The organism is Pseudomonas sp. UMAB-08, from assembly GCF_900095225.1.
Classification (GTDB): Bacteria; Pseudomonadota; Gammaproteobacteria; order Pseudomonadales; family Pseudomonadaceae; genus Aquipseudomonas.
In genome coordinates this window covers 204761-225926 of record NZ_LT607420.1, presented here as the reverse complement: position 1 = coordinate 225926, position 21166 = coordinate 204761, and the positions used below count along the sequence as shown (strand labels likewise).

The window sequence follows — 21166 nt, the reverse complement described above, 5'->3', positions numbered from 1 at the left end:
TAGATCAGGAAGACAGGTACGACGACCGCGTCAGACCCAGACGCAACGCGTCCAGGTACTGGGTACGTTCGCGCGGACTGATCTTGGCGCTGGCAACCTTGTCGCGGTAATGCGTCATCAGCTCGTCCGGAGACAAGTGCACGTAGCGCAGCATGTCCTCGATGGTGTCGTGAGTCTCGATGCCCCCGTGGTACACGCTGCCGTCCGGTTTCTGATAGATGTTTACCGAGTCGGTGTCACCGAACAGGTTGTGCATGTCACCGAGAATTTCCTGATAGGCGCCCACCAGGAAAATCCCCAGCAGATAATCTTCGCCTTCATTGAGCGCATGCACCGGCAAGCTGGTCTCGATGCTCTGTTCGTCGACGTACTGCTTGATCTTGCCGTCGGAGTCGCAGGTCAAATCCTGCAGGACCGCACGGCGATTCGGCTCTTCGTCGAGACGGTGCAGCGGCAGAATCGGCAATACCTGGCCAATCGCCCAGGTGTCCGGCAGGCTCTGGAACACCGAGAAGTTGCAGATGTACTTGTCCGCGAGCTTGTCATTGAGTTCGTCCAGCACCTGACGGTGCGAACGCTGACGCGCCTTCAACGAGTTGTGCAGACGGCGACAGACCGCGAAGTAGCACTGCTCGGCCAAGGCTTTCTGCGCCAGCGTGATCTTGCCATCGGCGTACTGCGTGGCGATGTCACTCATGTAGTGCGTGGCGCGCCAGTAGGTTTCGGTGACCATCTCGATGTCGGTCGGCCCGAGCAGGTCTACCAGCCATTGCACGGTTTCCGGCAGGCTTTCCTTGTCAGCGATCTTCGGAATTTCGTCGTTGTGCCTTTCGACGTCAGTCACCTGCACCACCAACATCGCGTGATGCGCCGTCAGCGAGCGGCCGCTTTCGGAGAAGATGTTCGGATGTGGTAGCTCCTGCTCGTCGCAGAACTCCTTGAGCATGCCGACCACAACACCGGCGTAATCGTCCATGTCGTAGTTGATCGAGCTGGCATTGCGCGAGTGAGTACCGTCGTAGTCCACACCCAGGCCGCCGCCCACGTCGATATGGTCGACCGGCAAGCCCAGATTGCGCAGTTCGCCGTAGTAGCGGATCGCCTCTTTGAACCCGTGTTGATAGTCAGCCAGGTTGGCGATCTGCGAACCCATGTGGAAGTGCAACAGGCGCACGCCCTGATCCAGGCCGGCCGCGCGGAAACGCTCGACCACGGACAACAGCTGCGCTGCAGACAAACCGAACTTGGATTTCTCACCGCCGGTATCAGCCCATTTGCTTGATGCCAGCGACGACAGACGCACACGCAGGCCAATCTGTGGCGCGACCTTGAGATCCGCAGCCTCGTCGATGACCAGCGCCACTTCGGATTCTTTCTCGATCACGATGAAGACGTTGTGACCCAGCTTTTGCCCCATCAATGCCAGACGGATGAACTCGCGGTCCTTGTAGCCGTTGCAAACGATGGTCCCGCCTTTGGGCGCCAAGGCCAGCACGGCCATCAGTTCCGGCTTGGAACCGGCTTCCAGACCAATGGAGACGTCCTGCGTGGCGATGATGCTTTCCACCACAGCTTCTTGTTGGTTGACCTTGATCGGGTACAGCGCGGTGTATTTGCTCTGGTAGCCCAGGCGTTCGATGTTGGCGTCGAACGCGCCGGTCAACTGACGAACGCGGTCTTGCAGGATGTCGGGAAAGCGCACCAGCAACGGCAGAGAGAGACCACTTTTGCGCAGCTCGTCGACCTGTTCATACAGATCGATAGGCGCACTGCTCGGACCGTTGGGGCGAACTTCAACGCGGCCGGCGTCGTTGATTGCAAAATAACCGGCTCCCCAATGACGAATCCCATAAACACTGCGGCTGTCCGCAACTGTCCATTGGCTGCCATCGTCTTTGCGTGTGCGTCGTACGGACATCGAAGTCCCCTATAAAGAAGTCAAATAGCGTCAGCCGCAACAGGGCTGGCGCAGTGTAAAGAATGGAAGTGACGATTTGGCACTGTGTCGACAGGCGCCCGTCTGCGTTGAGGAGTAGACCCGTGTCACGGCACAGAGTTTAGAAGTGGAGGCTTAACCGCCGGACTTCTTCGCTTTGATCCCGAGCTTCACCAGCTCCGCCAACAGCAGTTCGACGTGATCGCCCTGAATCTCGATCACCCCGTCCTTGAGCGCACCACCGGTTCCGCAACGCCGTTTGAGCGCAGTCGCCAGCTCTTTGAGCGGGTCTTCGGCCAACGGCACCCCCGTGACAGTCGTCACCGTTTTACCGCCACGACCTTTGCTTTCGCGACGCACACGAGCGATGCCATCTCCATCGGGGATAACGGTTTGTTTGCAGATACAGGCATCCACGGGCTGACGACAGTCGGGGCAATGCCGTCCTGCGTCGGTGGAAAATACCAGACCGCCCAAGGCGGCGAAGGATGCGGCTTTTTTGGCCACCAGCAATCCTCTTGTTTGAGGACAAAGATGGGTCGGTTCCGGCGTAGCGGGTAACCGACCGCGAAGCCCCACTCAGGCAGGGGCAGCGCTACTGAGCCAATAATGGCCCAGTTTGAAAAGGTCGCGCAGTGTAACGGCAAAAAGTGCAGATGCTAAGGGCAAATATGCGCCAATTTCTTGATCTTTTGCGCCTAAGACCCTGTCCGCCCCAAATAACGCTTCAGTGCCGCCAGGGAGTCCGGGCAGTAAGGCTTGTGCAGCGTTTCACTCAAGGCCTCGGCAACCGGAATGAAGCGCGCTTCCAGCACCTCTTCAGGCTGCAACGTCAGCGGCCCGTCCCAGATGGCACTGAACACCGCGCACCACAGGCGATTGCCCGGTTGATCGAAGAAGAAATGCTCATGCACGCTCAGCGATACGCCACTGACGCCCAACTCTTCCTCCAGTTCGCGGGCTGCCGATTCGGCGTAGGTTTCGTCAGCCAGCACCATGCCGCCAGCTGCCACGTCCCAATACCCCGGATAAATAGCCTTGCTCAAGGTGCGCCGATGCACGCACAAATCCCCGGCAGAGTTGAACAGCAATATATAGGTGCCACGTCCAATCAGGCCGCGCTCGCGTAATTGAGCCCGCTCAATAGAACCCAGCTGTGTGTCCTGCTCATCGACCCAGGCGATCTGTTCGGCGTCGGAGGCGGCGCGGTGCGCGGCCTCCTGAGAGGAAAACGACATCGATCAACCCTGCGAAAGCAGTTGGCGCAGGTCGATCACAGCAGCGTTGGCCCGGGAAATATAGTTGGCCATGACCAGCGAGTGGTTAGCCAACACCCCGAAGCCGCTGCCATTGAGAATCATTGGGCTCCAGACAGCTGCCTGAGAAGCTTCCAGCTCACGAATGATCTGACGCACACTGACCGTGGCGTTCTTTTTCGCCAACACGTCGGCAAAGTCTACTTCGATAGCGCGCAGCAGGTGCGACAACGCCCACGCCTGACCCCGGGCTTCGTAGAACACATTGTCGATCTGCATCCACGGCGTCTCGACGATTTCTTCATCGACCTGTGGCACCTGGCCCGGCATGACCGTTTCGGTCTTCAGGCTGCTGTTGAGCTTGACCCGGCCCACACTGGCAGACAGTCGTTGCGACAGCGAACCCAGTCGGGTGGCGACGTCGCCCAACCAGTTGTTCAGGTTATCGGCGCGCGAATAGAACAGCGCACTTTTCTGACTGGGGTCGGACAGGCGATCCTGATAGCGAGTCAGCGATTTGATCCCCTCCCGGTATTCGGATTCACTCGACGGCAACACCCAGCTTCTGTTGTCGAAGTTGAAGCGCGGTTCAGCGCGGGCCAAATCGCCGTCTTCCGCCGACTGGGATTGGGAACGGGCAAAGTCCTTACGCAGGGCGCGGCTCATGTCCCGCACCTGGACCAAAACGCCATATTCCCAGCTCGGCATGTTGTCCAGCCACAGCCCCGGCGGGAAGCGGTCGTTTGAAATATAGCCACCGCTCTTATCGAGCAGCGTCGATGCCACCGTCTTCAGGGTTTCGACGGTGGTGAAGCCGATCACCATCTGCTTGCCCTGACTCTCAGCGGCCAACTGCGCGTTTTGCTGAACCGGAAACAGCGCCGGTTCCTGGCTCCAGTACCAGCCGATCACTAGCGTGACCAGCAAATACAGGCCGACCAGAACACCTAGAGCACGGCTAAAAAAAACACCACCCCAGTAGCCTCGGGGGCGGGTTCCAACCGCTGAGTCATCGACACGGTCCTGTGCGCGGCCCGCGCGGTTCTTCCAGTCCAGCATGGCTATATCCTTTCAATCACGAAATTCAATGGTTCGACCACAACCTTACAGCAAGGTGCCTTGGGTGTGGGAGGGAGGTTGCGTGGAAATGGGTTGAGGGGGTGTAGCCGGGGCATTCGCTTCGTAGCCTAAAGGCTCGACAAGCTATCGTTCACGATCCGATGCGGCTCCAGCACCGATGCCCTCACCCTGAAAATTCAACGCCCTAAGATTTCGCACTTTAAATACTTCAATCAGAACCAATAAGACAATCACCGCAGAACCTAATACCTGTTCCATCCATGACTGAATTAAAAACACCGACGCACCCAAAACCAATAAACCTGTTAGCCGAAAAGGTAACTGGGCATACACAACAAATCGAACCCACTTGCAATTCAAAAAGAAAAGAACACACGATACCCACACGGACAGATTAAATATCATAAAAGCCTCGAGCAGGCGGACCGCCCAATACAGCCAATGACTTACTGGATAGCTGCCCCTCCACATCAATTGCAGAGCCTCAAAATCATAGACATAGGGCATACGATTCAAGCCCAGACAATAGATACAATAAAAAACTATAAAAGCGACATCAACCAGCCCCCACATCATGAAACACTGTTTCTGCGACAAACGAAAAAACCAGACCAAACTCATTCAATAGACCCACGCAAGCTAACAACAGACAATCGCTCATTGATGCGCGCTACCACTTTACAACTTACTACAACGCCTCGCATCATCTGGATGATCGAGATTGGTTTTGATCCCAAGCCGATACTTACAGTAATCAATAAGCTGTTGTTGCTGCTCGTCATCCAACACATCATACCCCCCCAATTCGCGTACGGATTAACGAATTTCACTTGGAGCGTGAGTGATTTTTTCCAAAAAAAAGTGGTTGAATCGGGACCATATTCCTCGACATAATTGTAATAACCCATATTTAGAACAGCCACCAACATTAAAAATCCCGCAACCATTATTTTTTTCATGATCCATCCAAAAACAAAACGGGGCGATTGCAGAAACTGAGTACAACCGCCCTGACTTACAGCAAGGTGCCTTTGGGCTTATTCCCTAAGGTCTTGCACGGATTCCGTGGCTAGGTTTACCTACACACGCGCGCCTTCCCTTTTTTTCGAAACACGCAAGCAATGCACAACGATGATCCAGAACGGTAACCACCAGACCAAATCATTGAAGAGCAACATGATCCCGCTGTGCCATGGCAGGGCTCCACTCAGCGCGGCCTGCAAAAAGCCGATGGGTCCAAGGGTTTTTCCAACAATACCCACTGCCACCAGAGGCCAGTAACGCAAGACATCCTGCGCCGCAATCCAATAACCCAGCGCGTAGATACCGACCATCATGCCGATGCAGCGAATCATTACCTCTGGCGTAACGGGCATCTGCAGCCATTCAAATGTTTGTGTAGGCCATATCGTTAACAGCACGGCATACAACAGGTTGTACAGTGCAGCGATGCGCAACACCCACGTCATCCATGCAGGTATGTCGTTATTCGAATATAGATTTTTCATTTATTAATCCTTGATCGCCATTTCGGAGCGTTGCCGAAGACACAGCACGCCCTCGTATGAAAGCAACGTACCGAAACGGCCGAGACTGACATTTACGTGGCAGCGGAATCGCTGCTTATCAATTGCTTCTTCACTCGCCGTAATAACCAGTCCGGGCAAAGGCCAGCCTAGCCAGCGCAGATATATCCGGTCACTGCGCTGCTGCAACCGCCCCTCCGCATCCACCGACGTAGTCAAATGCGCAGTAATCAGGCCCACTTGCTCGATGATCCTGGAGCGTTCATCGGGCTGCATCAGGCTTGTCAGTGACCTTGCCCCGATACTTCGCACCCAGCGTTCCGAGCACTGGGGCAGCGGTGAAATTTGCACGTGACACTTTGATGACAAGGACTGTCGCGGCATCTTGGTAAGACGCAACAGCAGACGTTGCCACATGGGGCGCGCCCATTTGACCGTTAAATCTCCCTGTACCAAAGCGCCCTGCCCGTCGTGCAACGCTCTGAGGACTGGCGCCATTCGCTGGAAGTCGTCACCCAAAATCAGCTGATAAAGCCCTTTCATGCGGGTGTCTTGCCACATACGTCAGCCAATGCCGATGACAAGGTTGCAAAACGGAACGCGTAACCCTCCTCCCGCAGTCGCCGTGGGCTGACGCGTTGTCCGTCGAGCAGCAGACAGGACTGCTCGCCCAACAACCTGCGCAATGGACCTTCGGGCGTCTTGAAAAAAGCTGGTCGCCTGAGCAAGCGAGCCGCTACAGCAACGAACTCGCGCTGCGAAGGATTTTCCGGGGCGACCACGTTATAGGCCTTGGCACCGTTGCCTGAGGAGGCACCACCACGACACAGCCAAGCCATTACCCCGAGAACGTCATGCAGGTGAACCCAGCTCATGATTTGCCGACCACTGCCCAGCGACCCTCCCAGCCCAAGACGGATGGGCAGAAGCATGGGAGGCAACGCACCGCCACCACCGCCAAATACCAGCCCGAGTCGCAGTAACTTCAAAGGAACGCCCAACTCGACCACTTTGCGAGCCGAGTTTTCCCACGACTGGCAGAGCTCAGTGGTAAAGCCCTCTTTGCCGGGACTCGCTTCGTCCAGGACACTCGCGTCATCCACGTGCTGTTCGCCATAGAAACCCACTGCCGAAGCTGACAACATCACGCGCGGTTTTTTCCTGGCTTTACCCATCCATTCAACCAACGCCTCTGTCGTCCTCACGCGGCTCTCAATCAAACTGGCTTTACGTGCAGCGCTCCAGGGACGACCAAGAATTTTCTCACCTGCCAGATTAACGACGACATCGACACAGCTATCAGGGTCGAGCTGATCCATAGACGTAATGCAACGCACTCGACCCTGGAAGAGCATCGAAGCCTTCAAGGGGTCACGCGCCAACAGAATAGGCGCATGCCCTTGCTCCAGCAGTGCTCTGACCAAGGCCTGTCCGATAAAACCGGTTCCACCACTGATCAGAAACGTCTGCGCGGCAGAGCCAAAATCGAAGGGTTCGGGAGCCTTTGAGCGACTGAGCACACGACTTGCAAAACCGTCACGTATCCCTGATGCAGCCACACCAACAGCCATGACGGTCAGTGCAATGCTCAACCCGCCGCTCGGCGTCCAGTACACACCCGTGCCAAGCTCGGCCCAATCCAGCGAGAGCCACCCCAACAGACCAAACAAGACACCGCCATTTATCGCGAGAATCGTATGCGTGACGCGCTCGCTGGGAGGCAGTCGACGCGTCCGGTCCTCCTCGACGAAGTCCATCAGCGTCAGCACCACCTCGATAAGAACAATGCCCCACAGCAAAAAAAGCCAGGCTCCGCCCCAGACGAACCAGGCCAGCCCAGCGAATACCACCCCGTAAAGACACGAGCGGATCGCGTGCAAACGAAGTTCATAGGCCGCAGACAGTTGTTGCGGTAAAGCACAGCGCAACTCATGGTGATAAATCACATCGAAAGCGCCTATCACGCCTTGAAGTGCCAGCAGGCTTAATATTGTGTCATGAAGAGTCATTATATTTCCCGATACATCAATACATACGTCCGTGGGTTAGCTAAATAGCACGTGCAGGGAAATCTTCGCGCCCACTGGCGGTGCGGGTATATGGGCTATTCCAATAACGTCGGTTCGTCTCTTACTCGTCTCACCCTCAACGGTGGCGATGTAACTTTGATTAATAAGCGGCTCTCCTGTTTGGCTATCGGTGACGCGGAATATCCGGCGATGGTGCTTTTCCTGGGGCGGAGGGGCATTCATCAATCCCATTACCCGATGCTCAAACAACTTCGCACCCACCGACTTATCAATTTGCCCGCGATCAAAGTAATACGCCTCGTCCCTCACCAACAACCATTCACCACTCTCGACCTGTTTCATCACCTCGCTGTCAAACGGGAGCATCAGAACGTTACGAAGCGGCTCCATCCCATCGATATCGGCCCTCCTTTCAAGATGCTGCTTGACGATATCCAGCGCTTCGTCAACTGGATAGGTATGTTTCACCTCCGACAATGACGGGTACAACGCGCTGATTAACTTCACGACTGACTCCCTGCTTGCCATTCGTCATAGCCACTGGTTTTGCCGATTTCGTGTCGACAAACAATGGTCTGATAGGCAAAGTGCACCGTTTCCAATTGAGTGAAATGGGCAGTACTCAAGTTCTGACAGTGGGGCATGGTCGCATTGAAGGCGACGATGACAGCGCCTTTCAATTCAATAGTGTAAAAGTGTTCCTGAACACCATTGCTAGAGGGGCGATACAAGTCTAATCGGCACGTTTTGATCGCTTCACCGCTGGTTGCCGCATTAAAAAGCAAAGGTGAGGACTTATCGACCGCCTTGGTGATGATCAGCGGTTTGTGCATACGACGACCGGTTACTCCACCAGGAATAACGATTCCATGGTCGTATGCCTGAACCAGAATCTGATCTTCATGGCCCAGCTGCCATGCGTTACCAACCGAGTCCTTGCTGAGCGCACCGGCAGTGATAAGGCCTTGCTGAGTTCCGTGAATGGTCATGTAGGCGGGATTTGGCATTCGGATGCTCCATTTTTTTTCGAGAAAAAGTATTCGGATGACTGGCGTGGGGCGAGCACTCAGCGTGCAAGCACAGGGAGCTCGGTATGGGTGGGCAGCCATGGTTTGCCGAGATTGAGGGTGATCATGTAGCGCTCTTCGTTGGGACGTTTGTTGTCTTTGAATCGATGCACCCGCAGCAAAACCTGGTATTTGTCGCCAGCCTGCCAATAGGTTGTTCCGCCCTTGTTCACGTCCTGCAATTGGGCGCGCCATTCGGGTGTATCGGCGAAGGGTGGATCGTCTTTCGGCCAGATGACGACCCAGCCGCTGTGACGCCATTGATCCTGTAAGTCCAGCACGACCTTAAGGGCGTCATCGAGCAGCAGCGGTTCGATTTGGGGGGACATGCGAATGCCATCAATTAGGTTGTCATCAAATCCGACGGTGAAGAAACGAGCCAGAGGGGTCACGAACCCATACTGCGGATCAATAAACCGTAGGCGCGCATCAGTCTTGGGTATGCCAAACCACACATGCCCTGGTATCAGCTGACTAAAGTTCGCCGTAGAGCGCTCTCGCAGGTCCTCGTAAGTGCCTCCCATCTCCAAGGCAATTTCCGGTTCGTCCGCTAGCGCCTGAAAACCCCAGCGCAACAGCGCCACAGCCAAAAGGGCGAGCAGGACAACGCCCAGTCGCCGACGCCGGCCACCGACGCGTGATTGCACGCTCATCGCACGCCCTCACCCGCAGCGATATCCTTGATCGACTGTTCCAGCGCACTACGATTGTTGTCATTCAGCATCTCGTCGAAGCGCGCCGCCGCTCTGAGCACGAAGACCATCCGCTGTTCAACGTCAGACAGGTCCGCCAACGGGTTGCTGCCGAAGCCGATAGTGCGGCCATCTTCGACACGCTGACATTGGCTGGCGAGGGTCAACTCGATGGCTTGGGCCACGCCGGAGGGGAGACCGGTGACATAGGACGCGTGGTTACCGCGCAACAGAGCGATCAGTTGCCGGTCTTCGTAGATTGACGGTTGCAGGATGTTCCGCTGTTCGTGCAACGCAAAATGCTCAACGCTCCTGGCAATATCCCCCTCCTCTATTGCCTCAAAGGCTTGCAGGATTTCCAGGTGAGCGGTTCCGAAAGGAAGTATTTCCTGCCCAACCGGCCACAGCACCGGGAATTTGGGATGACCATAAATGCCCGCGCGTGTTTTCAGGCACGTCTTCAATTCCGAGAACCCGCGCTTTTTATAAAACGCATGCAACGGAAAGATATCGAGGAACAATGTGGTGTTGCCCAGCGCCAGCATTTCGTAGACGTGCTGGAACTGCTGCTGCATCAGGGATAACGGCTCTCCCTCACGGCGAATATCCAGGGAGGGGACGGGGTTGCTGTCCTTCGCTTGCTGGTAATCGCGCAGCGTCCGCTTATCCATATCGCTGATGGTGTACACGCCCGGAATGCCAGAACTTGAGACCGAACTACCGGCCAGCAATCTCTGCCCTGCGTCGTACTCCGCCTGGACGCCGTCGACAGAGCCCGCCGCATGCAATAGCCCGCAGCCGACTTGCTTGGAAGCAAAGGCCGCCAGTCCGGCCCACTGGAAGCGCGGCTCGTGCAGCCACAGCCTGGCGTAGGCGGCGTTGATGGCGCGGTTTCGTTCGATGGGATCGGCAATCAGGATGCCGCCGGGGGCCACAACGTCTTCGGCCTCCCGCTGAAAAACGCGCCAGACACCCTCACAGGTCAGAACCGGCACCTCCGTGACCCTGGTTTTGCATCCGTACAGTTCGACGACGTGACTCGCGCACTCAGCGATGGGCTTGGTGTTTTGATTCAAGACCTGTTTGTCGCATTCGTGATCTTTAAAGCACTGAGTCATTGAGGTGGCCCCTGATTGGATGTCGAAACCCTATCAGGCGCAGGCTTGCCAGAAGCCTTGAGCTAAAAATTCAGAATGTTCTTACAGCGATAGCTCACAAATCATTCAGAGCACCGAGCCAAAAAATCAGAACTTTCTTACCTATCTATCCCGGTGTTTTCGCCACCCTGTTGCGTCCAATTCTCAGCTGTCCGCAGGCTTGCCTGCTCATAGCCTGTTTCGGATGCAATATCTGCAAAAAAACGCCAATTTAACCCTTTTATTCTGTACCACCCACGCAAACGGATGGGTCATAAAAGGACTCAATACTTTAGGGGCTAATTGACTTACGGCACGTTGGAAGATGACGAGAGGTGCTAGCATAGCGCCACCAGCCTACCTACGTTTGCACCTTCACTAGTAGCCAGGATATGACCGAGCCAGAAGATCCGAGTCGTGATCGTCTCAAGCATCATTTTGCCCAGCGGGTAATTCATCAGGCACGTCAAATTCTTGAGGTCTGGCAACGCCTGCAGCAAAGTGAATGGTCAACTGCCGACATGGCGGAGCTCACGGATTCCAATCTGCGCCTGTTGCGTTTCGCCGAGCGCTTTGAGCAGGCTGAGCACGCACAACTGGCACGCAGTATCAGTGGGGCACTCGATGCGGTCGAAGCCAACCGTGGACGCCTGAGCAGCAGCCTGATCACCGAACTCAACCGGTTGATGCAACGCTTGTCACGCACAGGCCTGCGCCACGGTGACCACCTGGACCAAACCTCGTTGCCGCCCCTGCGCAAACCGATCTACGTGATGCTCCAGGACCATGAGCGCGCAGAGCGACTGGCCAAACAACTTGAATTCTTCGGTCTGAGCGCCTTGTCGCTGGACAGTATTGCCGCGTTCCACGCCACCATGGCTGAGCGCTACCCGGCAGCGATCGTGATGGACGTCGACTTCTGCGGCCCCGGTGAAGGCCTGATACTGGCGGCAAAGGTGCAGGACGGACTGGAGCAAAAGCTGCCGCTGTTGTTTTTCAGCCAAAACGAAACTGACACCCCGACCCGACTGGCCGCCGTACGCGCTGGCGGTCAGGAGTTTCTCACCGGCACGCTCGACGCCTCGAGCCTTCTGGAAAAAATCGAAGTCCTCACCTTTGTGGCGCAATACGAGCCCTATAAAGTGCTGATCATCGATGACTCCCGCGCGCAGGCCACTCACACCGAACGCTTGCTTAACAGTGCCGGAATCATCACCCGCACGTTGATCGACCCGATCCAGGCCATGGCCGAACTCGCGGAGTTCCAGCCTGACCTGATCATCCTCGACATGTACATGCCGGGCTGCACCGGTACCGAGCTGGCCAAAGTGATCCGCCATAACGACCGTTATGTCAGCGTACCGATCATCTACCTGTCGGCCGAAGACGATCTGGACAAGCAACTCGACGCCATGAGTGAAGGCGGCGATGACTTCCTGACCAAGCCGATCAAGCCACGTCATTTGATCACCACCGTGCGCAACCGCGCGGCACGAGCGCGCAGCCTCAAGGCGCGGATGGTTCGCGACAGTCTGACCGGCCTGTATAACCACACGCATATCCTGCAACTGCTTGAAGACTGTAGCTTCCGCGCCCGCCGCGAAGGCAAGCCGCTGAGCTTTGCCATGCTCGATATCGATCACTTCAAGCGCGTCAACGACAGCCATGGCCATCCCATGGGCGACCGGGTGATCAAAAGCCTGGCGCTGTTCCTCAAGCAACGTCTGCGCAAGACCGACTATATTGGCCGTTACGGTGGCGAAGAGTTTGCCATCGTGATGCCGGACACCGACCTGCACAACGCGCACCGAGTCCTGGACGAGATCCGCCAGCGCTTTGCCGAGATTCATTACCCGGCGCAACCGGTGGATTTGTCGTGCACCTTCAGTGCAGGCGTTATGGAATTGTACGAAGGCGCCGACAGCTTGATGCTGGCGTCACTGGCAGATGATGCGCTGTACCAGGCCAAAGATGCAGGACGTAATCAGGTGCACGCAGGCCGCCAGAGGCAAAGTGCCACTTTAATTCATGAATCGACCGATTCGGTCATAACACTGTAACCAAAACGCAATAACTTCAAGCGCTTACCCATAGTCGTCGGGTCGAGACCTCATGCGCCTGAAGCTGCTTACCAATCTCAATACGCTACTGCTGGTCACCGTTTGTGTCGCGTTAGGAATAACGCTTTGGTGGTCACAGCGGGCACTGGAACGCCCCTATCAACTCATGGAGCGTTACCTGAGCCTGTCTCAAGCGTTTCAGAATCAAGTCGCGCGCAGCATTGAAGATTACCTCTCCAGCGGCGATGCCCTGCGCCAAAGCGATGCCATTCAGGCCATCGACAAGCTCCAGCATGAACTCGATGCACTGCCGCCACAGATGGCCGACAGCCTGCGTCCCAGCCTCTCCCAACTGCGCGAGTTCAGCAGCAACGACCTGCTGGCGGCGGGCAAGCTGGCGGGTGATCCGCAAGGCCTGCTGTTACAGGCCGAACGCGAACTGGGCGCCGCGATCGAACAGCTCACGCACTATGCTTCCAGCAATACCAACCCTGCGGCGCCCAGCTATCAAGGCCCGCTGCTGAGCGCGTCACAGCACTTGGCACGCCTGAGCCTGGCCCGGGACAAACTGGTCAGCAGCGGCCGCAGTGAACTGGCCGCCGATGTCGAACGCGAAGTCGCCGCCATCAGCACCCAGGCGCAGGCGCTGGATGCCTTGCCATTGCTCGGCGTCACAGCCAGTGCCGAGTCGAGCACTGAAGACTTCTCCGCCATGATGGGCCTGGGCAATAGCGAGAAAGCCGTCGCCGAAGACAGCGGCGTGGGCTACAAACGTGAATTGAGCAGCCTGCTTAACCGTTACCCTGCCGAGCTGAACCGGACCCGGGACCAGATTCAGCGCCGCGCGGAACTCAGCGCCAGCGCTCAACTCAAAATCGACACGCTGCAAAAAGCAATCACTGGCCTGGAACCGGAGGTGCGCGGACAGCACGCACTTATCCAGGGCGATGTGCGGATGATGCAAGGCCTGATGATCGGCCTGATCCTGTTGATCGCGCTGTTGATCGACACCCTGCAACGGCGCCTGTCCCGCGTTCTGACCAATCTTGCGCCCGCGTTGTCGACCTGGGCCGAGGGGGATTTCGCCAAGGACATCCAGCTGGGCGCGACCAACCGCGAACTGCGCGACATCGAAGAATCGCTGAATCGCCTGCGGGCCTACCTCGTGGACCTGGTCGGCACTATCCGCTTGAACGCCGAGCAGGTTGAAGGCAGCAGCCATGCCTTGGCCGAACTCTGCACCGGCCTGCATGGCGGCGCAGAACGCCAGGCCAGTGATACCGCGCTGATTCGCGACTCGTTGGGCGAACTGGAGGCCACCATTCAACAGGTGGCCGGAGACGCCAGCCAGGCCGCAGAGGCCAGCCGCGATGCCGGTCGCGCCGTAGAACAGGGTCAACGGGTGATCGGCCTGAGCCTGACCGGGCTGCACGCCCTGGTGGGCGAAGTGCAACACAACGCTCAGGCCATCGAACACCTGGCCGTGGAGTCGGCCACCATTGGCAGCGTGTTGACCGTGATCCGCTCTATCGCTGACCAGACCAATCTGCTGGCCCTCAACGCCGCCATCGAGGCCGCCCGCGCCGGGGAAATGGGCCGGGGTTTTGCGGTGGTCGCCGAGGAGGTACGCTCCCTGGCTCAGCGCACAGCCGGGGCCACGGGCGAGATTCAGGTACTGATTGCCAGCCTGCAAAAAGCGGCGAGCGAGTCGGTAGAAGGCATGCGCGCCCAGGTCGAACACGCCAAAACCACCGCCAATCAGGCACAAGCCGCCGATGGCGCGCTGGATGAAATCGTCGGCGCAATCCAGACCATCGCCAACACCGCAGAACGCATCGCCGACGTTACCGCCCAACAAAGCGGTGCCGTCAGCGAAATTCGCGATCACAGCGAAGGCATCCACCAATTGGGCGGGGATAACCTCCTGCGCATCGGCGAAGGCCGCAGCCAGAGCCAACACCTGCAACAACTTGGCGGGCGATTGAACACCGCCGTCCAGGCGTTCAGGGTGTAGATCCGCCCTTTGTAGGAGCAAGCGCCTACAAGGTCTGTGTCATGCAAGACCGGGAGCAGTCCGCTATCATGCGCGGACTTTCGACATGCGAGACCGCTATGCGCCGCCTGCTCTGCCTGATGTTATTGATCCTCGCCCTGCCCGCCTCCGGTGCCAGCCTCCTGGACAATCGCCCCAGCACCACACTGGGCGCTGCATCGCTGAACAACAGCGCTGACTTCCTGCCGGTCCGCGAAGCTTTTCGCCTGAGCCTGATAGAAACCACGCCGCAATCGATCAAATTGCGTTTCGTCGCCAGCGAAGGCTATTACCTGTACCGCCATCGCTTTCAGTTCCGCACCGAGCCTGCCGATATCGGCCTGGGCGCCGCGCAACTGCCTCAAGGCGAGCAAAAACACGACGAGTACTTTGGCGACGTAGAGGTCTATCACGGCATTCTCGATGTCGACCTGCCACGCACACCCGGCGACAACCGACCGTTCACTCTGGCCGTCACCTATCAAGGCTGTGCCGACAAAGGTCTGTGCTATCCCCCTGAAACCGAGCGCCTGGACATCGGCGACGTTGCGACCGCGAGTACAGGCCTGTCCGCCACACCGCCAACCAAGGGCGCCTGGGGCTGGAAGGAACTGGCGCTGTTTTTCCTTGCGGGTATCGGCCTGACATTCACCCCGTGCGTGCTGCCGATGCTACCGATCCTGTCCGGTGTGGTCCTGCGCGGACAGGTCGGCGGGCTGCGCGGGTTCAGCTTGTCGCTGGCCTATGTACTCCCGATGGCGATCTGTTTTTCCCTGCTCGGGGCGTTGATGGGCATGTTCGGCGCCGAGCTGAATTTACAGGCGCGCCTGCAATCAGCCTGGGTGCTGGTGCCTTTTTCGCTGTTCTTCATGATTTTCGCTGCTGCCATGTTGGGGCTGTTCGAGCTGCGCCTGCCGCACTTCATCAGCTTTCACCTGCACCGGGTTGCGGGGCGTACTGAAGGCGGATCGTTATGGGGCGCCGCGGTCCTCGGCGTGGTCTCCAGCCTGCTGGTTTCGCCGTGTGTCTCGGCGCCCCTGGCAGGCGCGCTGCTCTATATCAGTGCCAGCGGCGATGCCCTGGGTGGGGCCTTGAAGCTGTTTGCGCTGGGACTCGGCATGGGCACGCCCTTGCTGTTGGTCGCCACGGGCGGCGCGGCATGGCTGCCTAAAAGCGGCGAGTGGCTGATCTCGGTAAAAAATATCATCGGTGTCTTGCTGCTGGCCGTGGCCATCGGCTTGCTCAGCAGGGTCATCCCAGGCGAGATCACCCTGCTCCTGCTGGGCTTGCTGGGGGCTGGCGTTGCCCTGTTTCTTGGCGCACTGGAGTTCACCTACAAGTCCGGTCCGCAGCGCCTTAATCAGTTGCTTGGCCTGTTTTTACTGGTCTACGCCGTGGCCTGCTGGTACGGCGCACTGAGCGGCCAGACCGATCCCTTGCGTCCGCTGGGCCGACCACAAGCGGCATTGATGGCCAATGAAGCCGTGGCACCCACCAGCCAGTGGCAGACCATCCGCACCGCTGCCGAACTCGACCGCGCCCTGAGCGACGCTAAAAATGCCGGTCGACCGCTGCTGCTGGATTGGTACGCCGACTGGTGCATCAGCTGCAAAGTCATCGAACATGACGTGCTGCCCGATCCCCGCGTGACGAGCAAGCTCACCGGTTATCGCCTGATTCGTTTTGACATGACCGACAGCAACGCAGAACAACGCGCCTTGCTCGACCGCTACAAGCTGTTCGGCCCGCCTGCGCTGCTGTTCTTCGGCAAAAACGGCGCGGAGCTTGCGGACCTTCGGGTGATCGGCGAAATCAATGCGACAGCCTTCGCGGCGCGCATCGCCAAGGCAAATGACCAAATTCAATAAACGAGTCATAAACTTCGCGCGAACATCGCTCATCGTGCTGGCTATTGCAGTTAACTGGACAGTCCGCAGGGGTTTACGGCATAGTCGCTGCGCATCGATGCTCGCATACACAATAAGGAACAACAGATGGCGACCTTACTGGTTCTCCACGGACCTAACCTGAACATGCTCGGCACACGTGAACCGGGCCTCTACGGCGCAGTGACCTTGGCGCAGATCAATCAGGATCTGGAAAAACAGGCCCGAGACCGTGGCCATCATCTGATGTACCTGCAAAGCAATGCCGAGTACGAACTGATCGATCGCATTCACGCCGCACGCGATGAAGGCGTGGACTTCATTGTGATCAATCCAGCAGCTTTTACGCACACCAGCGTCGCATTACGTGACGCGCTGCTGGCCGTGAGCATCCCATTCATCGAAGTGCATCTCTCTAACGTGCACAAACGCGAACCTTTCCGCCATCACTCTTACTTCTCGGATGTAGCGGTGGGAGTGATCTGCGGCCTTGGCGCCAGCGGTTACCGACTGGCCCTGGAGGCCGCCCTGGAACAGCTTGAACAACAAGCTATACGCCCCTGACCGACCCTTGGGAGTTGATGATTAATGGATATCCGTAAAGTTAAGAAACTGATCGAACTGCTGGAAGAATCCGGCATCGACGAGCTCGAGATCCGTGAAGGTGAAGAGTCCGTACGCATCAGCCGTCACAGCAAAACCCCTGCTCAGCAGTACTACGCACCTGCTCCAATGGCTGCGCCGGTTGCACCTGTTGCTGCCGCGCCCGTTGCCGTTGTTGCAGAAGCACCTGCCGCACCGAAACTCAACGGCACGATCGCTCGTTCGCCGATGGTCGGTACGTTCTACCGCACGCCTGCTCCGACTTCGCCAGCCTTTGTCGAAATCGGCCAGACCGTGAAGAAGGGCGACATCATTTGCATCGTTGAAGCGATGAAAATGATGAACCACATCGAAGCTGAAACCAGCGGTGTGATCGAGTCCATCCTGGTAGAAAACGGTCAGCCGGTTGAGTACGACCAGCCGCTGTTCACCATCGTTTGAACCACGGAGAGCCTGCGATGTTGGAAAAAGTTCTGATCGCCAACCGCGGCGAAATTGCCCTGCGCATCTTGCGTGCCTGTAAAGAACTGGGCATCAAGACCGTCGCCGTACACTCAACGGCAGACCGCGAGTTGATGCACCTGGGCCTGGCAGACGAAACCGTCTGCATCGGCCCTGGACCTGCCAACCTGTCGTATCTGAACGTTCCGGCCATCATCTCGGCTGCCGAGTTGACCGGCGCCACGGCGATTCACCCGGGTTACGGCTTCCTTGCGGAAAACGCCGACTTCGCCGAACAGGTGGAGAAATCCGGTTTCGCCTTTATTGGCCCTACCGCCGAAACCATCCGCCTGATGGGCGACAAGGTTTCTGCCAAGGACGCCATGAAGCGTGCTGGCGTGCCAACGGTTCCAGGTTCTGACGGTCCACTGCCTGAAGACGAAGAAACCGCGCTGCGCATCGGTCGCGAAGTCGGTTACCCCGTGATCATCAAAGCCGCTGGCGGCGGCGGCGGTCGTGGTATGCGCGAAGTGCACCGCGAAGAAGACCTGATCGAAGCGGCGAAGCAGACCCGTGCCGAAGCGGCAGCCTGGTTCAGCAACCCGATGGTCTATCTGGAAAAATTCCTGACCAACCCACGTCACGTGGAAGTTCAGGTGTTGTCCGATGGCCAGGGTCACGCGATCCACTTGGGCGACCGTGATTGCTCGCTGCAACGTCGGCACCAGAAGGTGCTTGAAGAAGCACCGGCACCGGGTATCGACGAAAAGGCACGCCAGGAAGTTCTAGCGCGCTGCGTCAAGGCCTGCATCGACATCGGTTACCGTGGTGCCGGCACGTTCGAGTTCCTTTACGAAGACGGCCACTTCTACTTCATCGAGATGAACACTCGGGTTCAAGTGGAGCATCCGGTATCGGAAATGGTCACCGGCATCGACATCGTCAAGGAGATGCTCAGCATCGCCGCCGGCAACAAACTCTCGTATACCCAGGATGACGTGGTCATTCGCGGGCATGCACTGGAGTGCCGGATCAATGCCGAAGACCCGAAAACGTTCATTCCGAGCCCTGGACTGGTCAAGCATTTCCATGCGCCGGGCGGTAATGGCGTACGGGTCGACTCGCACCTCTACAGTGGCTACAAAGTACCGCCGAACTACGACTCGTTGATCGGCAAGCTGATCACGTGGGGCGCAACCCGTGACGAAGCCATGGCGCGCATGCGCAATGCGCTGGACGAGATTGTGGTAGACGGGATCAAAACCAACATCCCGCTGCACCGTGACCTGGTTCGTGATGAAGGCTTCTGCAAAGGCGGAGTCAACATCCACTACCTGGAACACAAATTGGCGAACGAATAACGGTCTCCGTTACTCGAGCCACTCGCAGCACCTGAAAAAGACCCTTGCCTCACGGCAAGGGTCTTTTTTTGGCCCTAAATGCGCCTTTTACCCGGCATCTCAATGCCGTGCAGATTCACCCGCCGGTACAACGTCGCCCGCGATATCCCCAGCGACCGGGCGGCGTCACCGGGTTTCCAGCGATGACGGATGAGCGCATCCAGTAAAAGCTGGCGTTGCGGACTGACGCGTTCCTCAACCGAATGGGTCCACGAACGCTCGGCGCCAGGTGCCCCACGGACATCTTCCGGCAGGTCACTCAACTGGACAGTCATGCCTGCGGACACCGCACAGGCGTAACGCAAGACATAGCGCAATTGACGGACATTGCCCGGCCACGCGTAGCTGAGCAGGCATTCCAGTGCCGACGTACTCAAACCCGTCCGCCCGCCGCACAAACGCGCTTCTTCTTCGAACAGTCGATTGAGCAACACCAGACGGTCGCTGCGCTCGCGCAAAGGCGGCAACTGGAATCGCGCACCGCTGAGGCGGAAATACAAATCCTCGCGAAAGCTGCCATCCGCTACCATCGCCGCAAGGTTGCGGTGTGTCGCACAGACCACTTGAATATCCACCGTTTGCCGCCGCGCACCGCCCAAGGGGGCGACCTCGCCTTCGGCCATGACCCGCAGCAGACGGGTCTGCAAACTCAAGGGCATGTCGCCGATCTCATCAAGGAACAGCGTGCCACCGTCAGCCTGCTGCAACAGCCCGCGCATGCCCTTGCTCGACGCCCCCGTGAACGCACCGGCGACGTAGCCGAACAACTCGCTCTCGATCAGGCTTTCCGGAATAGCCGCACAGTTGAGGGCGACAAACGGCCCGCTGCGCCTGGCGCTGATGTCATGCAACTGCCGGGCAAACACCTCTTTGCCTGATCCGGTCTCACCCTGAATCAGGACCGGCAAGTTGCAATCCTTGACCCGGACCGCCAACTGCAAACTCTGGGCAATGCGCGGATCGAGTTGGGCGGCGGGGCTTTCCTCTGTTGGCACAGCTCGAATCGGGTGCTGCCTGCGGGGCGCACTGAGTCGCACATGCAATTCACCGTCATCGCCTCCCCAGCGCAGCAGTTGCGGCGTTTCATCCGTTACCGCCTGCAAGGCATCAGCGCCGAACACCTCGTTGATGTGCTCTGGCAGGCGACCGAAACGCTGACGCAACGCCTGTCGCGCCATGCTGTTGAGGGCCAGCAATCGGCCGTCGTTATCCAGCGCCAACAGGTAATCGGGCTGACTGTCGACATACCCCGGCGCGCTGTGTGCACGTAATAACCAATGCCCCTGAGCGCTGTGCATGAAGAACGCATTTTCTATAACGCGGGCACTCTGCACGACCATCTGTCGGATCAAATGCTGACTGCGCCGATCATCCGGCGATTGCAGCGCCGAAACGTCCAGCACGCCGAGCAGTTCACCTTGGGGATCGAACACCGGCGCGGCGGAGCAGGTCAATCCGATGAAGGCTGCCCGAAAGTGATCACGTTTATGAACCGTCACCGGCGCCTTACCCGTGAGCACGGCGGCGACCCCGCAGGTCCCTTCCTCGCCTTCCGACCAGCAGGTTCCCAGGTATAAACCGGCCTTGCGGCAATCGTTGCGGATGCCCGACTCGACCCGATAGTCGATGGTCTGGCCCTGTGCGTCGGTCAGCAGGACACAATAATCGGCTTCGCGAACCCGTCCGTGCAGCCTCGCGACTTCCTCGCCGGCAATTCGCAGGAACAAGTCGGCACGCTCGCGGCATTCCTTGAGGACAGTGTGAGAAAGGATGCGCGGACCTTGCTGCGAGGCAGGGTCCAAATGGTATTGGTCCATCGAGCGTCGCCAGGAATCGAGAATCAAGTCCGGCACGGGGGCTTGTGGCAGGCGACCGGCATGCCTCAGCACGCGGCTGACGCAGTCCACATGAGCTTTGGAGTGTGCGGCAAACATGGCCTGTCCACCTCTGGGCGTATTGTTGTTATGCGCGTTATTAAGCGCCGTTTGCCTACCCACGACAACCCTTCCTGCTAGCGGGCC

20 protein-coding genes are annotated in these 21166 nt (G+C 57.9%); 6 read left to right on the top strand and 14 right to left on the bottom strand.

Annotated features, from left to right (window positions below; translation table 11 throughout):
• Positions 1-4: 4 nt before the first annotated feature.
• The 13 genes from speA to K0F75_RS14330 form a co-directional block, all read right to left on the bottom strand.
• Entirely contained in the window at positions 5-1918 is a 1914-nt protein-coding gene (gene speA, locus K0F75_RS14390; RefSeq protein ID WP_219062539.1) for an arginine decarboxylase, read from the bottom strand.
• A 153-nt stretch (positions 1919-2071) separates the two neighbouring features.
• Complete coding sequence (locus K0F75_RS14385; protein ID WP_219062538.1) at positions 2072-2443, bottom strand: translation initiation factor Sui1; 372 nt, start codon at positions 2441-2443, stop codon at positions 2072-2074.
• A gap of 191 nt (positions 2444-2634) precedes the next feature.
• Complete coding sequence (locus K0F75_RS14380; RefSeq protein ID WP_219062537.1) at positions 2635-3174, bottom strand: NUDIX hydrolase; 540 nt, start codon at positions 3172-3174, stop codon at positions 2635-2637.
• Between the two features lie 3 nt (positions 3175-3177).
• The gene (locus tag K0F75_RS14375; RefSeq protein ID WP_219062536.1) at positions 3178-4251 is read right to left on the bottom strand and encodes a DUF2333 family protein; all 1074 of its coding nucleotides are present in this window, start codon (positions 4249-4251) and stop codon (positions 3178-3180) included.
• A 144-nt stretch (positions 4252-4395) separates the two neighbouring features.
• Complete coding sequence (locus K0F75_RS14370; protein WP_219062535.1) at positions 4396-4893, bottom strand: hypothetical protein; 498 nt, start codon at positions 4891-4893, stop codon at positions 4396-4398.
• The gene (locus tag K0F75_RS14365) at positions 4890-5231 is read right to left on the bottom strand and encodes a hypothetical protein (protein WP_219062534.1); all 342 of its coding nucleotides are present in this window, start codon (positions 5229-5231) and stop codon (positions 4890-4892) included. The genes K0F75_RS14370 and K0F75_RS14365 overlap by 4 nt, the downstream gene beginning before the upstream one ends.
• A 120-nt stretch (positions 5232-5351) precedes the next feature.
• Entirely contained in the window at positions 5352-5780 is a 429-nt protein-coding gene (locus K0F75_RS14360; protein ID WP_219062533.1) for a hypothetical protein, read from the bottom strand.
• 3 nt (positions 5781-5783) lie between these two features.
• Positions 5784-6341 carry a DUF4166 domain-containing protein gene (locus K0F75_RS14355; RefSeq protein ID WP_219062532.1) on the bottom strand — a complete coding sequence of 186 codons (558 nt, stop codon included), beginning with the start codon at positions 6339-6341 and terminating at the stop codon, positions 5784-5786.
• On the bottom strand, positions 6338-7807 hold the full coding sequence (locus K0F75_RS14350) for a TIGR01777 family oxidoreductase (RefSeq protein ID WP_219062531.1): 1470 nt from the start codon (positions 7805-7807) through the stop codon (positions 6338-6340). Before K0F75_RS14350 ends, K0F75_RS14355 begins: the two co-directional genes overlap by 4 nt.
• A gap of 36 nt (positions 7808-7843) precedes the next feature.
• Positions 7844-8335, bottom strand: coding sequence for a hypothetical protein (locus K0F75_RS14345; protein ID WP_257604382.1), 492 nt, complete (start codon positions 8333-8335; stop codon positions 7844-7846).
• On the bottom strand, positions 8332-8835 hold the full coding sequence (locus K0F75_RS14340; RefSeq protein WP_219062530.1) for an Hcp family type VI secretion system effector: 504 nt from the start codon (positions 8833-8835) through the stop codon (positions 8332-8334). The genes K0F75_RS14345 and K0F75_RS14340 overlap by 4 nt, the downstream gene beginning before the upstream one ends.
• Before the next feature lie 59 nt (positions 8836-8894).
• A complete protein-coding gene (locus tag K0F75_RS14335; protein ID WP_219062529.1) occupies positions 8895-9548 on the bottom strand; it encodes a hypothetical protein in 654 nt (217 codons plus the stop codon).
• The gene (locus K0F75_RS14330) at positions 9545-10705 is read right to left on the bottom strand and encodes a DUF2515 family protein (protein WP_219062528.1); all 1161 of its coding nucleotides are present in this window, start codon (positions 10703-10705) and stop codon (positions 9545-9547) included. Before K0F75_RS14330 ends, K0F75_RS14335 begins: the two co-directional genes overlap by 4 nt.
• A gap of 410 nt (positions 10706-11115) precedes the next feature.
• On the opposite strand from K0F75_RS14330, the gene K0F75_RS14325 reads away from it, so the two are divergent.
• The 6 genes from K0F75_RS14325 (at position 11116) to accC (ending at position 19106) form a co-directional block, all read left to right on the top strand.
• Positions 11116-12783 (top strand): diguanylate cyclase, encoded by a 1668-nt coding sequence (locus tag K0F75_RS14325; RefSeq protein ID WP_219062527.1) that lies wholly within the window; start codon positions 11116-11118, stop codon positions 12781-12783.
• Between the two features lie 52 nt (positions 12784-12835).
• Positions 12836-14797 carry a methyl-accepting chemotaxis protein gene (locus K0F75_RS14320; RefSeq protein WP_219062526.1) on the top strand — a complete coding sequence of 654 codons (1962 nt, stop codon included), beginning with the start codon at positions 12836-12838 and terminating at the stop codon, positions 14795-14797.
• Between the two features lie 98 nt (positions 14798-14895).
• The gene (locus K0F75_RS14315; protein WP_219062525.1) at positions 14896-16683 is read left to right on the top strand and encodes a protein-disulfide reductase DsbD; all 1788 of its coding nucleotides are present in this window, start codon (positions 14896-14898) and stop codon (positions 16681-16683) included.
• A gap of 126 nt (positions 16684-16809) precedes the next feature.
• On the top strand, positions 16810-17265 hold the full coding sequence (aroQ, locus tag K0F75_RS14310; protein WP_219062524.1) for a type II 3-dehydroquinate dehydratase: 456 nt from the start codon (positions 16810-16812) through the stop codon (positions 17263-17265).
• Between the two features lie 24 nt (positions 17266-17289).
• Entirely contained in the window at positions 17290-17745 is a 456-nt protein-coding gene (gene accB, locus K0F75_RS14305) for an acetyl-CoA carboxylase biotin carboxyl carrier protein (RefSeq protein ID WP_219062523.1), read from the top strand.
• A gap of 17 nt (positions 17746-17762) precedes the next feature.
• Positions 17763-19106: an acetyl-CoA carboxylase biotin carboxylase subunit gene (gene accC / locus K0F75_RS14300; protein ID WP_219062522.1), complete on the top strand. Its 1344-nt coding sequence runs from the start codon at positions 17763-17765 to the stop codon at positions 19104-19106.
• A gap of 74 nt (positions 19107-19180) precedes the next feature.
• Here the strand turns inward: accC and K0F75_RS14295 are convergent, their stop codons facing one another.
• Positions 19181-21079: a sigma-54-dependent Fis family transcriptional regulator gene (locus tag K0F75_RS14295; protein WP_219062521.1), complete on the bottom strand. Its 1899-nt coding sequence runs from the start codon at positions 21077-21079 to the stop codon at positions 19181-19183.
• Positions 21080-21166 lie beyond the last annotated feature (87 nt).

Bases quoted from the DNA above. Each gene is read 5' to 3' on its own strand.
- speA (WP_219062539.1), bottom strand. From the start codon at position 1,918: ATGTCCGTACGACGCACACGCAAAGACGATGGCAGCCAATGGACAGTT.
- K0F75_RS14380 (WP_219062537.1), bottom strand. From the start codon at position 3,174: ATGTCGTTTTCCTCTCAGGAGGCCGCGCACCGCGCCGCCTCCGACGCC.
- K0F75_RS14375 (WP_219062536.1), bottom strand. From the start codon at position 4,251: ATGCTGGACTGGAAGAACCGCGCGGGCCGCGCACAGGACCGTGTCGAT.
- K0F75_RS14370 (WP_219062535.1), bottom strand. From the start codon at position 4,893: ATGAGTTTGGTCTGGTTTTTTCGTTTGTCGCAGAAACAGTGTTTCATG.
- K0F75_RS14365 (WP_219062534.1), bottom strand. From the start codon at position 5,231: ATGAAAAAAATAATGGTTGCGGGATTTTTAATGTTGGTGGCTGTTCTA.
- K0F75_RS14360 (WP_219062533.1), bottom strand. From the start codon at position 5,780: ATGAAAAATCTATATTCGAATAACGACATACCTGCATGGATGACGTGG.
- K0F75_RS14355 (WP_219062532.1), bottom strand. From the start codon at position 6,341: ATGAAAGGGCTTTATCAGCTGATTTTGGGTGACGACTTCCAGCGAATG.
- K0F75_RS14350 (WP_219062531.1), bottom strand. From the start codon at position 7,807: ATGACTCTTCATGACACAATATTAAGCCTGCTGGCACTTCAAGGCGTG.
- K0F75_RS14340 (WP_219062530.1), bottom strand. From the start codon at position 8,835: ATGCCAAATCCCGCCTACATGACCATTCACGGAACTCAGCAAGGCCTT.
- K0F75_RS14335 (WP_219062529.1), bottom strand. From the start codon at position 9,548: ATGAGCGTGCAATCACGCGTCGGTGGCCGGCGTCGGCGACTGGGCGTT.
- K0F75_RS14330 (WP_219062528.1), bottom strand. From the start codon at position 10,705: ATGACTCAGTGCTTTAAAGATCACGAATGCGACAAACAGGTCTTGAAT.
- K0F75_RS14325 (WP_219062527.1), top strand. From the start codon at position 11,116: ATGACCGAGCCAGAAGATCCGAGTCGTGATCGTCTCAAGCATCATTTT.
- K0F75_RS14320 (WP_219062526.1), top strand. From the start codon at position 12,836: ATGCGCCTGAAGCTGCTTACCAATCTCAATACGCTACTGCTGGTCACC.
- K0F75_RS14315 (WP_219062525.1), top strand. From the start codon at position 14,896: ATGCGCCGCCTGCTCTGCCTGATGTTATTGATCCTCGCCCTGCCCGCC.
- aroQ (WP_219062524.1), top strand. From the start codon at position 16,810: ATGGCGACCTTACTGGTTCTCCACGGACCTAACCTGAACATGCTCGGC.
- accB (WP_219062523.1), top strand. From the start codon at position 17,290: ATGGATATCCGTAAAGTTAAGAAACTGATCGAACTGCTGGAAGAATCC.
- accC (WP_219062522.1), top strand. From the start codon at position 17,763: ATGTTGGAAAAAGTTCTGATCGCCAACCGCGGCGAAATTGCCCTGCGC.
- K0F75_RS14295 (WP_219062521.1), bottom strand. From the start codon at position 21,079: ATGTTTGCCGCACACTCCAAAGCTCATGTGGACTGCGTCAGCCGCGTG.